This is a genomic window from Streptococcus infantis (assembly GCF_047463315.1).
Taxonomy (GTDB): domain Bacteria; phylum Bacillota; class Bacilli; order Lactobacillales; family Streptococcaceae; genus Streptococcus; species Streptococcus infantis_AB.
In genome coordinates, this window is the sequence record NZ_JASHEB010000001.1 from 161,994 (window position 1) to 178,406 (window position 16,413).

At 38.0% G+C, this 16,413-nt stretch carries 17 protein-coding genes; 2 read left to right on the forward strand and 15 right to left on the reverse strand.

What is annotated here, in order from left to right; genetic code table 11:
* Nucleotides 1-184: 184 nt before the first annotated feature.
* The 15 genes from prsA to ybeY form a co-directional block, all read right to left on the reverse strand.
* Nucleotides 185-1,174, reverse strand: a complete 990-nt coding sequence (prsA, locus tag QM857_RS00860; RefSeq protein ID WP_414274746.1) for a peptidylprolyl isomerase PrsA — start codon at nt 1,172-1,174, stop codon at nt 185-187.
* A gap of 74 nt (nt 1,175-1,248) precedes the next feature.
* Nucleotides 1,249-1,962, reverse strand: a complete 714-nt coding sequence (locus QM857_RS00865) for an O-methyltransferase (RefSeq protein ID WP_414274747.1) — start codon at nt 1,960-1,962, stop codon at nt 1,249-1,251.
* Nucleotide 1,963: 1 nt separating this feature from the next.
* Nucleotides 1,964-3,766, reverse strand: a complete 1,803-nt coding sequence (gene pepF / locus QM857_RS00870) for an oligoendopeptidase F (RefSeq protein WP_414274748.1) — start codon at nt 3,764-3,766, stop codon at nt 1,964-1,966.
* 18 nt (nt 3,767-3,784) lie between these two features.
* Nucleotides 3,785-4,741: a competence protein CoiA gene (locus tag QM857_RS00875; RefSeq protein ID WP_414274749.1), complete on the reverse strand. Its 957-nt coding sequence runs from the start codon at nt 4,739-4,741 to the stop codon at nt 3,785-3,787.
* An 82-nt stretch (nt 4,742-4,823) separates the two neighbouring features.
* Nucleotides 4,824-5,972, reverse strand: coding sequence for a hypothetical protein (locus tag QM857_RS00880; RefSeq protein ID WP_414274750.1), 1,149 nt, complete (start codon nt 5,970-5,972; stop codon nt 4,824-4,826).
* A 189-nt stretch (nt 5,973-6,161) separates the two neighbouring features.
* Nucleotides 6,162-7,022: an SAM-dependent methyltransferase TehB gene (gene tehB / locus QM857_RS00885; protein ID WP_414274751.1), complete on the reverse strand. Its 861-nt coding sequence runs from the start codon at nt 7,020-7,022 to the stop codon at nt 6,162-6,164.
* A gap of 14 nt (nt 7,023-7,036) precedes the next feature.
* A complete protein-coding gene (gene smpB / locus QM857_RS00890) occupies nt 7,037-7,504 on the reverse strand; it encodes an SsrA-binding protein SmpB (RefSeq protein ID WP_001051741.1) in 468 nt (155 codons plus the stop codon).
* Entirely contained in the window at nt 7,467-9,809 is a 2,343-nt protein-coding gene (rnr, locus tag QM857_RS00895; protein WP_414274752.1) for a ribonuclease R, read from the reverse strand. Before rnr ends, smpB begins: the two co-directional genes overlap by 38 nt.
* A gap of 99 nt (nt 9,810-9,908) precedes the next feature.
* Complete coding sequence (gene secG / locus QM857_RS00900; RefSeq protein WP_000282517.1) at nt 9,909-10,142, reverse strand: preprotein translocase subunit SecG; 234 nt, start codon at nt 10,140-10,142, stop codon at nt 9,909-9,911.
* A gap of 39 nt (nt 10,143-10,181) precedes the next feature.
* The gene (rpmG, locus tag QM857_RS00905; protein ID WP_007519517.1) at nt 10,182-10,331 is read right to left on the reverse strand and encodes a 50S ribosomal protein L33; all 150 of its coding nucleotides are present in this window, start codon (nt 10,329-10,331) and stop codon (nt 10,182-10,184) included.
* An 83-nt stretch (nt 10,332-10,414) separates the two neighbouring features.
* Nucleotides 10,415-11,008: a dephospho-CoA kinase gene (gene coaE, locus QM857_RS00910; protein WP_225750411.1), complete on the reverse strand. Its 594-nt coding sequence runs from the start codon at nt 11,006-11,008 to the stop codon at nt 10,415-10,417.
* Nucleotides 11,008-11,832, reverse strand: a complete 825-nt coding sequence (mutM, locus tag QM857_RS00915) for a DNA-formamidopyrimidine glycosylase (RefSeq protein ID WP_414274753.1) — start codon at nt 11,830-11,832, stop codon at nt 11,008-11,010. Before mutM ends, coaE begins: the two co-directional genes overlap by 1 nt.
* 48 nt (nt 11,833-11,880) lie before the next feature.
* Nucleotides 11,881-12,780 (reverse strand): GTPase Era, encoded by a 900-nt coding sequence (gene era, locus QM857_RS00920; RefSeq protein ID WP_414274754.1) that lies wholly within the window; start codon nt 12,778-12,780, stop codon nt 11,881-11,883.
* A gap of 17 nt (nt 12,781-12,797) precedes the next feature.
* Nucleotides 12,798-13,193, reverse strand: a complete 396-nt coding sequence (locus QM857_RS00925) for a diacylglycerol kinase family protein (protein ID WP_004252647.1) — start codon at nt 13,191-13,193, stop codon at nt 12,798-12,800.
* Nucleotides 13,174-13,671 carry an rRNA maturation RNase YbeY gene (gene ybeY / locus QM857_RS00930; protein ID WP_414274755.1) on the reverse strand — a complete coding sequence of 166 codons (498 nt, stop codon included), beginning with the start codon at nt 13,669-13,671 and terminating at the stop codon, nt 13,174-13,176. The genes QM857_RS00925 and ybeY overlap by 20 nt, the downstream gene beginning before the upstream one ends.
* A 104-nt stretch (nt 13,672-13,775) precedes the next feature.
* On the opposite strand from ybeY, the gene QM857_RS00935 reads away from it, so the two are divergent.
* A complete protein-coding gene (locus tag QM857_RS00935; RefSeq protein WP_414274756.1) occupies nt 13,776-15,428 on the forward strand; it encodes an NFACT family protein in 1,653 nt (550 codons plus the stop codon).
* A 62-nt stretch (nt 15,429-15,490) separates the two neighbouring features.
* On the forward strand, nt 15,491-16,351 hold the full coding sequence (locus QM857_RS00940) for a YitT family protein (protein WP_036754697.1): 861 nt from the start codon (nt 15,491-15,493) through the stop codon (nt 16,349-16,351).
* Nucleotides 16,352-16,413: the final 62 nt, after the last annotated feature.

Genomic DNA, 16,413 nt, shown 5'->3' on the forward strand with positions numbered 1-16,413 from the left:
TCTATTAATTCTAGTTTTACATGCTATTATACCACTTTTTAGACTAGAAAAAAACTCTTATCCGTTAAAGCCTAGAATTTAAGCTTTTAGAATTCACAAACATTTATTTATATTTTTAACTTTTAGCTAAGAAAACTTCAAAAAAACTCTACCTTTCAAGAGTAGAAAGATAGAGTTTTCATCTTTAGTTTGAAGATGTTGTTGTAGTTTCAGCTGCAGTTGTGGTCGTTTCAGTTGCTGCTGATGTAGTTGTTGTTTGAGTTGTTGTATCACTTTGAATGTACTGAGTAAAGATATTTTGAAAGGCTTGATCTTTAACCTTGATATTTGCCGCCTGCAACTCTTTACTAATTACACCTTGAACAAAAGTAGCATCATTTTGTTTTTGAGTCAGGATAACTGTCTTCAATTTTTCTTTATAGTCTTCCCAGTTAGAAGATTTTTCTGTTTTCTTGATCAATTTCACAATATAGAAACTGTTTGAATAAGCTTGTGTACCTGGAGCTGTGATCACATCTGAGATTCCATCAACATTAAGGGCAAAGGCTGCTTTTTTAACAACGTCTGGCAATTCTGTTGATGCAGAGTCAAAAGTGATTTCTCCACCATTTGCTTTTGTCTTTTCGTCAGTTGAATTATCTTTAGCCAATTGTGCGAAGTCAGCTCCAGATTCTTTAGCTTTAGCAAGAACTTCTTTAGCCTTATCTTCACTGTCAAGTTTAATAATTTGCGCAGTTACTTCTGGTGTGTACTCATCGTAAGCTTTTTTGTAGTTCTCATCTGTCAATTCAGCTTCTGCAGCTTTCTTAACAGCATATTCAACTAGTTTACTTGTACGAATTTGAGCTTTACGACTTTCTGCTGTCATACCAGCACGAGAAAGAACAATTTGATAGCTATCACCATATCTTTTTTGCTCTTCTGCTACCGCATCTTCTACTTCTTTGTCACTTACTTCAGAACCATATTGTTTTTCAAAAACTTTTTGAATAGTCATGTTAAGTAATACTTGTTGAGCAGTTGGGTTGTTTTTCACTTCTTCATAAAATTGGTGCTCAGTGATGACATCACCCTTCATACTGATGAGGTCAGCTCCTTGAGAACTAGTTGAACATGCAGCTAAAGTAGCTACTGATAACAAAGTGATGGCACCAGCCAATAATTTTTTCTTCATGTTTACTCCTTTTTATACACTAGATAAATGTTTACCTTATCTATTTTACTAAATTGTCTTAAAAATATCTGAAATTAATCAACATCAGGCAGTTCTATTTCTGCTTGATTCTTTCTTAGCATCAAGATTCCATCTCCAAGAGGAACTAGACTAGCTGTTAATCCCGGATTGTTTAGAGTTGCGTCAAATAGTCTTTGCAAACCACGATAGATGGTTCGTTGCCCGCGTCGGACTTCCATAATATCCTTAGCAATGTCTCCACCTTGGAAAATATCATCCAAGACAACTACTCCACCAACCTCAAGGTGTTTTAGGATTTCTGGCAAAAATACGATGTATTTGGATTTTGCAGAATCCATAAAAACAAAATCATAGGTCTCTGTCAATGTTGACAAAACGTCTACCGCATCGCCTTCCAAAAGAGTGATTTGTTGGCGATTATCAAACTTGGTGAAATTTTCCTTGGCAAAACCAATCATTTCAGGATTCCGATCAATGGTTGTAATTTTTGCATTTGGAGCATGATTTGCCATTAAGAGAGCTGAAAATCCAATTGCCGTTCCAATTTCTAAAATATTTTTTGGTTGAATTGTTTCCATTAGAAAACGGAAATAAGCGACTGTTTCATGAGGAATGATAGGAATATTCTCCTTGCGAGCGAAGTTTTCTAGTTCTTTTAAAGAACCAGTCACCTGCTCTTGCCTGTGGCGCATAAATTCCACAATCTCATCCTTAACAACAGGCCGTCGCATGTTATGGTTAGCATTTTTACTGTATGACTCAACCATTTTATACTAATCCTAATTTTTCAACAAGTGCTTCGAACTCATCCAAACGGCGTTCAAAGACTGCAAAGGCATCATTAAGATAGTCTTCTTTTTCCATATCAACACCAGCTTTTCGCATGATATTTAGAGGATAGTCTGATTTCCCAGCCTTGAGGTAATCAATATAACGGTCACGATCATCTTGACTACCGTGAACAATCTTTTCAGCCAAGGCCGAAGCTGCTGCAAAGCCTGTTGAATATTGATATACATAGTAATTATAGTAGAAATGAGGGATACGAGCCCACTCGTACTGAATTTGATGATTGTCTTCCTTGCTCAAGCCATAATATTCTTGGTTCAAGTCAGCATAGAGATTGTTTAAGAACTCGCTTGTTAAGACTTCACCATTTTGATCGGCTTGATGAATAGCATGTTCAAATTCAGCAAATTGAGTTTGGCGGAACACTGTTCCACGGAAACCATCCAAGAAGTTATTGAGAATAGCAAAGCGTGTTGCGTCATCTTGAACTTCTTGCAATAATTTTTCAGTTAAGATATTTTCATTGGTTGTTGAAGCAATTTCTGCCAAGAAGATTGAGTAATCTCCGTATACATAAGGTTGGGTTTCACGCGTGTAGCTTGAATGCATACTATGACCTGTCTCATGTACAAGAGTAAAGAGATTGTCTAGGTTATCTTGCCAGTTAAGAAGCATAAAAGCGTTAGTATCGTAGGAACCACCAGAGTATGCACCTGAACGCTTGCCTTGGTTTTCATACACATCAATCCAACGTTCGCTAAAGGCGCGTTTGACACGACTCAAGTAATCTTCGCCAAGAACTGCTAAAGCTTCTTCTGCCTTCTTCAAGGCTTCCTCATAAGTAAAGCTGTATTCTACTGAAGACAAAGGTGTATAGACATCGTACATTTTAAGGTCTGGAATACCCAATATTTTTGAGCGAAGTGAGAGATAACGATGCAATAATGGCAAATGCTTACGAACAGCAGATACTAAGTTGTCATAGACACTTTCTGGAACAAAGTTCGCTGCAAGAGCTGCTTCACGCGCACTCTTGTAGTTTCGAACTTTTGCACGGTAGTTTTGTACTTTTACATTGGTCTGCAAGGTTTTAGCGTAAGTGTGCTGGTATTGCTCATAGGTAGAGTATAGTGCCTCATATGCACCACGACGAACTTCACGGTTCTTAGATTCTACTAAGCGCATATAGACACCGTGTGACAACTGCACTTCATTTCCATCTTCATCTTTAACAAATGGAAAGACGATATCTGCATTATCTAAGATAGCGAAAGTTTCACTAGCAGCACCAAAGATTTCACCAGCACCTGCTAACAACTCTTCTTCACGTTGTGAAAGGACATGTTCCTTATTTTGCAAGAGTTTATCAAAGAAGTGTTTATAAGGCTGGAGTCTTGGTTCTTCTGCTAAAAAGTTTTGATACTGCTCTTCTGTTATTGCCATAAATTCTGGCTCATAGAAAGAGAACACCTGGTCGAGTTGACTATAAAGAGTCATTGCTTTTGCATAGTATTCTTGATATTTAGCAGCTCGTGTATCCTGGTCGTTTTTCATATGAGCGTAGACATAGAGTTTTTCAAGACGACGGTTCAAATCCAAATAACGCTCTGTAATATTTAATAGGCTCTCTGCGCTATCCAAAAGATGCCCTTCAAGGCTAGCTGCTTCTTTTGTGTCCTCGGTTAATAGGGCTAATTCTTCTTCCCATTTTTGGTCTGTTTCAAAGATCGTTGATAGATCCCATGTATCTTTTTCATTAATTTCATTTCGTTGTAATACCATAAATTTCCTCCATCCTTTCTATTTTACCATATTTTTCGAGAAATAATGCTGATAAAAGGCAGGTGGATAGAGCTTTTGTTGCTGATTTTGAGGATTATAGTCATAATAAGCCTGAAAGTATCGATAATAGTCATTAATATCTTGTTTTATTTGGCAGAAAAGCCCTTTTTCTATAGGCCTTACTTGGGGATACCAGTCCTGAATCTTCAAATTTAATAAGTTTTCACCTCTCAAGTAAGCTTGGGCTTGTTGCTTCATCCAATAGGGATTTTGATAGTAGAGCTGTTTTTGAATGAAACGACAAATGTTCTTATCTTGTTTAACCGAAAAAGTGATAAGATTTTGTTGCTTATATGGACTACGTAAAATTTCTAGAAGATTTCCTTTGTCATAAGAAAATTCCTTGAGCTGATAATGGAGTTTTCCTTTCAAATCTTGGTGAAGGAGGTACTTGAGTCTCAAAACTTGTTTTTTATGATCTAACTCCCAAAGATAAAATCCCATATTATTACTAAAATAAAGAAAATCTCTCTGAAGTTTAGTTAGTCGCTCTTTTAGCCAGAGCTTCTCTCCTAGTAGCCAAAGAACTTGAATTCCCAAACTTCGATAACCATTGCTTCTCTCCCGTAAAAGTTCACAAGAAATAGGACTACACTGAACTTCCAGTGCTAATTGCTTATTGATGAGGATATCTGCGATTTGCTTCAGTTCAGATATGGGATATTCCATTTCTACTTCAGCATCTTTCTTAACCCAATTAAAAAGTGCCACCTTATTTTCCAAATGTTCTGGCCCTTCATTCTCATGATAAAAATCACAACTTTTTAAACTTTCATGCGCAAAATGGGTTCTTACATTTTTCCCTTTTTTCAAGCGAACACTTGTTCCGCAAGCTGGACAATAATAAGCTTGTCTCTTTACTTCATTTTCTAACGCATTGATTAAATGACCTTTTTTATCTCTAGCTAAAAACATAACCTCTCCTTTTCTAATCCATTCGAAAAGAAAAAACAGAAAAAGGCTGACCAACTCAACCTTTTTCACATTTAATTCTCAACTATTTCAGATGTTTTCTAATATATTTCTGTAACATGGGAATAAGATTCTGTATTTGATCCTGTTTTATCACCATTACACCATATTCCTGACAACGATGACTGTAAACGGGGTTAATCTTGCCTGAACAAACAATCATCTTCAAACAATTATCACCCGCAAAATGATTGGCATAAACTTCAAGTTCGTTAATAGCTTCAACTGCTAGATCAGTCATTTTACAAGAAATGAAAACTACAGAGTGACCTTTACGAAGAATAACATCAATCTCATTTTGAACATTGTCAGCCTCAGGGAAAATCCCATTCCAGTCAATTTCAGTACCAATCATACATTCATCAAAATACTCTGACTCGAGGGCTAGTAAATAGATATACAATTCTAAAATATGCCCTTTAGTTCGACATAACAGATGTGCTTCTGGTGTTGGGAATGTATAAGTAACAGTATCTGTTGTTTCTTCTTCTACTTTCAGTAAATTAGCTTTTTTGAACAAAGGAATCAAGCTACTGGGGTAAGAATAAATTTTTCCATTACTCTCCAAAACTTTTGCTGTTTCAGCATGAAAATCAGTTGTTTTTGCCAGTGCAAAGAATTGGGTAATCTGATACCATTTTTCAGGATTTTCAATAGCATATTTTGCCAATTTTTTAATAGCTAGCACTTGCTTATTAGAATGCTGAGGTCTTCTTGATTTAAGAACTTTTCCACCACGTAAAGCTATCAATTGTTCAATGGATAAACTAGGAATATCTAAATGTTTATCATAAATCTTGCCCCTTTTCCAGGTATACTGCTTTCCTTGTTCAACATCCATAGCAATAATCGAAATACCTTTCTCCAAACCATACTGATATAGAACTATTGCTAATAGGTTATCTCCGCCAAAAACATCGATGGTAACTGTCTCAAAATCATTGATAAATACGTCTAATTCCTGGCAGGTTTTTTCTAGGTTAAATTGTCGAAAATGTACTTGTTTTAAGTGAGGAACCTGTTCTATTAGAAAATGCTTCAAGGATAGCTTTTCTTCCTCAGCAATTTTTCTTGTAGAAAGGTATAAAATCTCATCACAATCACTGACAAAAGCCTGGTAGACATTTTTCTCAATGGTATGACGGTCGTACAGTTCAATTAAAAGACTAGTCATCCTAAGACCTCCTCTACAAAAAAGTCTGAAAGAATAGTGGTCGATTAGAATCGTTTTAAAACTATCACAATTCTGTTTCATTTCATCGACTTCTCCTACTTCTAGTATAGCATAAATTGAGAATTCCCTTTCTTATTAGGGTAATAAATAAGGAATAGAAAACGACTGCTCTCTATTCCTTTTTTTCATTTATTTTACTTTTTTAGCCAACATAGTCGCAAAGCGTAGTTGAATACGATTACCATTCTCATCACGACGATGGAGATGGCCGGGATTTTCATTGTACTTGATCAATTCCCAGTCCTTGTAATAATTTGCCAACTCACCCTCTTTGAAGGTAAATGGGAAATTAACTGAACATGGATAATCTTCTGTATCCATGGCACACACAATCAAATTGTAACCCCCAATTGAGGTTTGCTCCTGCATGTTTTGGATAATAGCCGGAATACGATCTGCTTGTAAAAACATGAGTACAACTGTCGATATGATAAAATCGTAAGTTTGTCCGATGCTTGCTGAATTGATATCGTATAGACCAACAGGCATTTCCAAATCTTCTTGCTCCACGATACTTTGCAAGATTTCAAGGGAAAGTTCATTTTGGTCAACTGCAGTAACATCAAATCCATATTGAGCTAGAAAGAGTGCATTTCTACCTTGACCACATCCTAGATCAAGTGCCTTACATGGTTTGACCGTCTGCACAGCTTCTAGTACTTCCGAATGAACTGGATTGCTATTGTATTTCTTTGGGAAATAATCCTCTGGTTTACAATAAAATTCCAAATACCATTCCACATCTTCTGTGGCAGCTTCCACTCTGTGCCAAGCTTGAGGTTGTCCCATAGGATTATCAGCACCTGCTTCAAAGAGGTGCTCAGCTATAACTTCTCCCTCTTCAGTCAACTCAATAAACTTAAGAGTACCTTTTAATACGGTAATCTTGCCCCAGGTTCCGATCTTAGTATTGTGTTTTCTTTGAACAGCCTCTGGCATGGTGTCTTTATCCCAGACAGGCATGCGTTTGTAGGCAACTAGTTTTTCCATATTCTTCACTCTTTCTATCGGTGGTTAACAGCTTTCATAACACGCGCAATGTCTCGATCCTGCTCACGACGTTTAATCGACTCACGCTTGTCATAGTCGTGCTTCCCTTTCGCAAGTCCTAAAAGAAGCTTAGCATAGCCATCTTTGATATAAACTTTAAGAGGAACCAAGGTCATACCTGTTCCTTTAGTTTCTTGCTCCAATTTCTGGATTTGTTTTTTATGAAGGAGAAGTTTACGACGACGTTCTGGCTCCTGGTTCCAAATGTTGCCCTCTTCATAAGGAGCGATATGGACATTACTCAGCCAAACTTCCCCATTCTTAACCTGGGCAAACCCATCTTTCAGATTGATGCGGGCTGCTCGAACACTCTTGATTTCAGTTCCTGTCAGAACCATCCCTGCTTCTAGCGTATCTACGATTGTATAGTCGTGGTGCGCCTTTTTATTTTGCGCGACGACCTTTCCCTCGCCCTTTGCCATGCTTGGCTCCTTTCTTTGCTACTTCCTTATAAAAAGGTTTCTTGCTCTTTTTCTTTTTGTCTTTTGATGAATGCTTGCGCTTATCACTTGAGCGACCAGCTTTTCTCTTGTCTTCTTTCTTACCCGAACGACGACCTCTATCCTTACGGCCAGAGTCTTTCAAACCTTTCTCAATCACATCAAATTCACTTGGAATAAAGGAGAAATCAATCTCACCAGTCATCTTATCAGCTCTTTCGACACGAATACGAATCTGTTGTCCCACACGGAAGGTTGTCCCTGATTTCTCTCCACGAAGAGTCAAATCACGTTCATTGAAATGGTAAAACTCAGGCAGATTTGTAATATGAATCAAGCCTTCGACTGTATTTGGCAATTCAACAAAAAAACCAAATTTGACGATACTTGATACTACTGCATCATACTCTTCACCCACAAACCCTTCCATGTATTCGGCTTTTTTCATAGCTTCAACTTCACGTTCAGCTTCGATAGCCCGACGCTCACGATTGGATGATTGAGTTGCAATCTCTGGAATGACCTGTTCAAAATGTTCCGCCACTTCTTTAGAACGTCCATAGTCACGAATCATACGGTGAACAAGGAGGTCCGGGTAACGGCGAATCGGACTGGTGAAATGAGTATAATAGTCCGCTGCTAGGCCATAGTGACCATGATTATGCTCAGAATAACGAGCCTGCTGCATAGAACGCAGAAGCATCATGGATAACACATCCGCATATGGCTCACCTTCAACAGTACGCATAATATCTTGAAGTGCTTCTTGACTAATCTCACTGGCTGTCCCATAGATTCGTAAGCCAAAACTTGAAGCATAATCAATGAACTTCTGAACTTTCTCAGCTTTAGGCTCCTCGTGAATCCGATAGATAAAAGGAAGTTCCAACTTGCTAAAATGCTCTGCAACCGTTTCGTTAGCAATCAACATAAAGGACTCAATCATACGTTCTGCAGTACCGCGATGACGAAGAACAATATCTACTGGTTTCCCTTGCTTGTCAACCAAGATTTTAGCTTCATTGGTATCAAAATTGAGAGCCCCACGCTTAATCCGCATACCTTCAAGAATTTCATGAAGCTTGGCCATGAGTTCAATACTAGGAACAATTTTCTTATACTCTTGTCTCTTCTCCTCATCACCAGCTAAAATATCATTGACAGCACTATAAGTCATACGGAAACTTGTCTTGATGATGGTCTGCGTAATAGTATAATTACGAACACGACCATGTTTATCAATCTCCATAATAGCAGATTGAGTCAAGCGGTCCACTTGAGGGTTAAGAGAACAGATACCGTTTGAAAGACGCTCTGGCAGCATTGGAACTACACGGTCTGTCACGTAGACGGAGGTCGCCCGATTAAGGGCTTCCTTATCTAGAGCAGATCCCTCTGTCACATAGTAAGAAACGTCGGCGATATGAACACCTAGTTCGATATTTCCATTTTTCAATGGTTTGATATGAACAGCATCATCCAAGTCTTTTGCATCCGCACCATCAATGGTAAAGGTAATTTCATTCCTAAGATCCAATCGTCCTTCAAAATCCTTCTCAGATAGTACATCCGGTACATTTTCCGCTTCTTTGAGAACAGCTTCTGGAAACTCGGATACAATGTCCATTGATTCCAAGATCTCGAGGATATCAATCCCTGTATCTGTAGAATGTCCAACCACATCTAAGACACTGGCAACAAAGAAATCGTGTTTCTTACTTGGGTACTTATCAATAAAGACCTTGAGAACTTCTGTACCGTCTAATTGAATAGCTGGCTTCTTAACGTAGATAGGTTGACTAATCTTTTGATTTTTAGAACGGATATAACCCGCATACTTGGGTTTTTCCTCATCAAGAACGATTTGCCCGACAACCGTCGTCAAACTGTGTTCTAAAATATCAATAATCTTAGCTTCAGCTGCTGTACCTTTCTGTCGGTCTGCAATCTTCTTAATTACAATTTCAACAGTATCGCCATCAATGGCATAGTTAACATCATTTTTCCCTACAAAAAGGTCATCTTCTTCCCCTTCTAGGCTTATAAAACCAAAGCCATTTTTGTGGGCATGAAAAGTTCCTTTAAGAGTAATCTCGTGTTTCTTCTTTTGGTCCAAGGTGAGACTACCATCTTCTTCAAAGCGAATTTGGTGCTTCCTTTCCATCAGGGACAAGGTTTTAATGAGCTCTCGAAAGTCCTTGGAACCATCCTTTCCAAGAGCTTGAGCCAAGTCATTTACAGTGACTCGTCCCTTTTCTTTTAAATATTCTTTTATTCTATCTTTCATGTTTTCTTTCTAGATTGTTAAAATTTTTCTTTTTGGCGTAAAACCTTATTTCTTTCAAAAATAAAAATAGGCAAAGACCTAGTCTCGCCCATTATTTTCTTATCTACTTGATAATACCGTCAATGCTAAGGCAATGGCTAGCCAGAAAAAGACTAAGATTCCTGTCAAACGTTGCATTACGGCTTCAAAACCACGCGCTTTGCTACGTTCAAACAAATCACCTGAGCTGGCATCAAATACATTGCTAGATTGATTTTTAGTTGGTTGCATAAAAATTGCAATCACAATCACAACAGATAATACTAATAAAATGGTTAATAATAGGTTATACATATCAAACTCCTTAAAATCCCTATTATTCTACCATAATTTCTACTTAGATTCAAGATGTAGAGTCACTTTTCTTTCTTTGGGACAATACTTTAAGACTTCAATCTTATCTGGATGTGTTTTAGAGTTCTTACTGGTTAGATAATTCATGCTGCCACAAGAGGAGCATTTTAGATTAATTTTTACACGCACTAGATTTTTTGTATTTGATACTATTTCAATCTAATATGATTTGAACAAACAATACCAAAATTCTCCTTCCTAACAATGTTAATTTATAGACACATTTCTTCAAACAACTGAACTACTTGAGCTATCAACTGTTCCTGATTTCCATTATTGTCTAGACTGTGACTAGCCAGACTAATTTTTCTTTCTAAAGGCCATTGAGAGTTTAAACGGGATTCAGCTGCTTCTTTTGAAATTTGGTCCCGTTTCATTAATCGCTCCAATTGAACATCACGATTTACATAGACTAGCCAAGTTTCGTCAAACCATGAAGCATAGTCCTGCTCGAAAAGCAGTGGAATATCCATGAAAAAGATAGCTTCTGTCTGAGCAAACTGATTTCGTAATGCAGCTAACTCCTCACGAATAATCTCACCTTGGGTTCTCTTAGACCATTCTTGCTCTTCAGGATTTGAAAAAATAATGCTAGCAAGTAAGGGGCGATTCAGTTCACCATTTTCAAGAAGGATTTTCTCCCCAAAATGCTCCACTAAAACCTGATAGAGTCGTCCACTAGGTTTTTGTAGTTGGTGGACGACTGCATCCGCATCTACAACTTGAAACCCTTTTTGTCTTAAAAATTCTGTGACAGTGGACTTACCTGACGCAATACCACCAGTAATTCCGATTATTTTTCCCATCACTTCCTCCTTTGACATTTTGGACAAAAGTGAGTTCCACGACCACCAAGCTGAATCTTTTCGATGATGGTTCCACAACGCGAACAAGATTGACCTGCCTTGTCATATACTTGATGCGATTCCTGCATGGTCCCATCTTCTCCAAATGCATTGGTATAAGTGCGAATGGTTGAACCACCCTTTTCAACAGCCTGCCCTAAAACATTGATCGTTTCATCATGGACTTTTCTGGCCTCTTGCGGTGTTAAACTATTAGAGGTTCTAGAAGGATGAACTTTCGCTCTCCAAAGAACTTCATCAACATAGATATTTCCCAATCCTGCAACAAGAGTCTGGTCCAGCAAATGAGATTTGATGGGCTTTTTAGATTTTTTCAAGGCTAGTTTAAAACTCCCTAAATCAAAATCCTGCTCAGTGGGTTCCGGACCAAGTTTTTTTGAAATAAAGTAAGTTTCTAAAAGCTCAGGAGCAAGCAACTCCATAGTTCCGAACTTACGGACATCCTCATAGACTAAAGTCCCGCCATCCTCAAAATGAATCAATACATGGGCGTGTTTACGTTCTGGAACTTGGTCTGGATAATAAAAATACTTGCCTTCCATTCTCAAATGAGAGATTAAAACCTTGTCGTCTAAATAGAAAAGTAGATACTTGCCACGACGTCCCATTGATTGAATGACTTGACCAGGCATTTCCTTCTGAAATTCCTGCAAATCAGTTTTAATCATCTTGGGGTAACGAATATCAATGTTTGAAATCTTCTTCCCCAGAATCAATTTTTCCAGACCTCGCCGAACTGTTTCTACCTCAGGTAACTCAGGCATAGCTCCTCCTTCTCTAAAAACAAGAAGCAGGCTACTGCCCACCTCTTCTTAATATTCTTTTTCGTTGTAACCAAAATCGGCAAGATCTAATTTCTTATCGCGCCAATTTTTCTTAACCTTGACCCATGTTTCTAGGAAGACCTTGTCTCCTAGCATGAGTTCGATATCTTTACGAGCCATGGTTCCAATTTTCTTGAGCATGGCACCGCCTTTACCGATGATAATCCCTTTTTGGCTGTCACGCTCGACCATAATGGTTGCTCGGATATGAACCTTGTCAGTCTCTTCATCTCGTTTCATAGAATCAACCACTACTGCAACTGAGTGTGGAATTTCCTCACGCGTTAAGTGTAACACTTTTTCACGAATCATCTCTGATACTAGGAAACGTTCTGGGTGATCGGTGATTTGATCTGACGGGAAATATTGGAAACCTTCTTCTAAGTTTTCGCTCAAAATATCAATCAAACGCGAAACATTATTTCCTTGTAGAGCTGAAATCGGTACAATTTCTTTGAAGTCCATCTGATTACGGAAATCATCGATTTGAGCCAAAAGTTGGTCTGGGTGCACCTTGTCAATCTTGTTTACCACGAGAATGACTGGTACGTTAGCAGCCTTAAGACGTTCGATGATCATATCGTCACCCTTCCCTCGTGGCTCATCAGCAGGAACCATAAAGAGAACGGTATCGACTTCACGAAGAGTGCTATAGGCTGACTCTACCATGAAATCTCCAAGAGCTGTCTTAGGTTTGTGAATTCCCGGCGTATCGATAAAGACAATCTGTTCCTTATCGGTCGTGTAGATTCCCATAATCTTGTTGCGCGTTGTCTGCGCCTTGTCACTCATGATGGCAATTTTTTGCCCCATGACATGATTCAAAAAAGTTGACTTCCCAACATTGGGACGTCCTAAAATGGCTACAAAGCCTGATTTAAATGTCATAGTTACCTCTATAATGTTTAAAATAGCAAATCCCAAATCCTAGGGATGAAAATGATAAGTCCAGTCACTGCAGCAAATAAAGACACAACAAGAACTGCACCTGCAGCCATGTCTTTAGCCTTCTTTGCAAGCATATCGAAGTGATAATGGCTAGCCAAATCCACTACATTTTCAATAGCAGAATTTAAAATCTCAAAAGCAATTACTAAAAAAATGCTTAATAGGAGAAAGAGCCATTCAATTCTGGAAACTTGAAAAACAATGCCTGCAAGTAGAACTAAGAGAGAAGTCACTGCATGCTTTCTCATATTACGCTCTTCTTTTATGGCAGTAAAAATACCTGTCAGGGCAAAATCTAAACTTGAGAGCAAGTCGCGATTCTTCCATTTTCGTTTATTGTCTTGTGAGTCCATAGGCTGTTAAAATTTCTTCTTGTAAACCGAACATCTCCGCTTCTTCTTCCGGAGTGTAGTGATCATAACCGTTTATGTGTAAAAAACCGTGCACAGCTAAAAAGCCCATTTCACGTTCGAAACTATGACCGTACTCTTCAGCTTGCTCATGCGCTTTATCAATTGAAATGAATAACTCGCCGATATAAGAATCAAATTCTGACATCATTTCTGCTAAGTCAGGTTCTTCTGCCAAATCCTCTTCATCAAAGGTAATCTCTAATTCAGGTTTGTACTCAAGGCTAATAACATCTGTTGGACGGTCAGTAGCACGAAACTCTAAATTGAGTTCATGACTGCGTTCATTGGTCACAAAAGTGACTGCCATCTCCTTGTCTTCTTTTCCAATTTTTTTAGCAGCAAATTCTAAAATTTCTTGAGTTTGTTGTAGAATTTCTTTAGAAACCTGACCAGTTTCATCCACCATTTCAATATACATGTGCTTCTCGATTCTCTTTACTTGGCTTTATTATACCATATTTCTATGATTTTATTCTACCTTTTTGATATAATACTATGGAATACATTCATAAGGAGAGAACCATGTCATTTGATGGATTTTTTTTACACCACATGGTTGAAGAATTGCGAGCTGAACTACTAAACGGTCGCATTCAAAAAATTAATCAACCCTTTGATCAAGAATTGGTCTTACAAATCCGTAGCAATCGCCAAAGTCATCGTCTGCTCCTTTCTGCTCATCCTGTTTTTGGGCGCATCCAGTTGACAGAAACGACCTTTGAAAACCCAGCTCAACCTTCTACCTTTATCATGGTTTTAAGGAAATATTTACAGGGTGCTGTTATCGAGTCAATCGAGCAGATTGAAAACGATCGAATCGTTGAAATCACTGTTTCTAACAAGAATGAGATTGGGGACGATATTCAAGCCACCCTCATCATTGAGATTATGGGTAAACATAGTAATATCCTCCTCGTAGATAAGTCTAGCAACAAAGTTCTTGAGGTTATCAAACACATTGGTTTCTCTCAAAATAGTTACCGTACACTCCTACCTGGTGCAACTTACATAGCCCCACCAAGTACAGAGGCCCTCAATCCTTTTACCATTAAGGATGAAAAACTTTTTGAAATCCTACAAACACAGGAATTGACAGCTAAAAACCTTCAAAGCCTCTTTCAAGGTTTAGGCCGTGATACAGCAATTGAATTAGAGAATTTATTAACTGATGATAGACTTTCCAATTTTCGTAACTTTTTTAAGCAAGAAACCAACCCATGCTTAACTGATAAGTCTTTCTCTTGTGTCCCTTTTTCAACTAAAATTGAAGGACATTTTTCAAGCTTATCTCAACTTCTTGATGTTTTTTACAAAGATAAGGCAGAACGTGATCGTGTCAAACAACAGGCTAGTGAACTCATTCGTCGTGTTGAAAATGAACTACAAAAAAATCGTCAAAAGCTTAAGAAGCAAGAAAAAGAACTTCAGGCTACTGAAAACGCTGAGGAATTCCGACAAAAAGGTGAATTACTAACGACTTTCCTTCATCAAGTTCCAAATGACCAAGACCAAGTCGTCTTAGATAACTACTACACCAATCAGCCAATTATAATCGCACTTGATAAGGCTTTAACACCAAATCAAAATGCTCAAAAATACTTCAAACGTTATCAAAAGTTAAAAGAGGCTGTTAAATATCTGACTGAATTAATCGAAGAAACAAAATCTACTATTCTTTATCTGGAAAGTGTAGAGACCGTTCTTAGCCAAGCTGGTTTAGATGAAATTGCTGAAATTCGTGAAGAATTAATTCAAACTGGTTTTATTAGAAGACGCCAACGCGAAAAAATTCAAAAGCGTAAAAAGCCAGAGAAATATCTGGCTAGTGATGGTAAAACCATTATTCTCGTTGGACGAAACAATCTTCAAAACGAGGAATTAACCTTTAAAATTGCACGCAAAGAGGAACTTTGGTTCCATGCTAAGGATATCCCAGGAAGCCACGTGGTCATCTCAGGAAACCTCAATCCTTCTGACGAAGTCAAGACGGATGCTGCAGAACTCGCAGCCTACTTTTCGAAAGGACGTCTTTCTAATCTCGTTCAAGTGGATATGATTGAGGTTAAAAAACTCAATAAACCGACTGGTGGAAAACCTGGTTTTGTTACCTATACCGGTCAAAAAACACTTCGTGTTACACCTGATTCCGAGAAAATTGAATCCATGAAGTTGTAATATCAGTCTTATTTTAAAAATATTATTACTTCACTTTTACACAAAAATAGGAGGGGAGCTCAATGCTACGGCATATTAAATCAACTATAACTATTATATTCGGAGCTGCTATCTTCGCCTTCGGACTTACTTATTTTGTTGTTCCACATCACTTATTCGAGGGCGGAGCAACAGGGATAACCTTGATTACCTATTACCTCTTTAACATCCCTATTTCGCTGATGAATATCTTGATTAATATCCCTCTCTTCCTACTAGCTTGGAAAATATTTGGACTAAGATCACTATATTCCAGTCTACTTGGAACCATTGCCGTCTCCGTCTGGTTAGCTATCTTTGAAAAAATTCCTCTTCAGTTTAACCTTGAAGGTGATTTGGTTGTGGTTGCTCTAGTAGCTGGTGTCCTCCTAGGTGTTGGACTCGGAGTTATTTTCAACGCGGGTGGAACAACTGGTGGCACTGATATCGTCGCTCGTATCCTTAATAAATACACCAATATCTCTGTTGGAAAATTGCTTTTTGGACTTGATTTTCTGATTCTAATGTTGATTTTAATCATCTTCCAAGACCTACGTCTTGTAACCTATACTCTCTTATTTGACTTCATCGTTTCAAGAGTTATTGACCTAATCGGTGAGGGTGGATATGCTGGAAAAGGATTTATGATTATCACTCAAAAACCGATGGAATTAGCCGATAAAATTAACAAAGAACTCGGTCGTGGTGTTACCTTTATCTCAGGGCAAGGTTACTATAGCCAAAAGGACTTAAAGATTATTTACTGTATTGTCGCAAGAAATGAAATTGTCAAGATGAAAGAAATGATTCATACAGTTGATCCGATGGCCTTTATCACTATCACGGAAGCTCACGAAATCCTTGGAGAAGGGTTTACTTTCCCAGCAAGAGACGAGGTTTCTTAACCTTAAAATAAAAAAAGTAACTTCAATAGTTGAAGTTACTTTTTTTATTGACATATCATCAA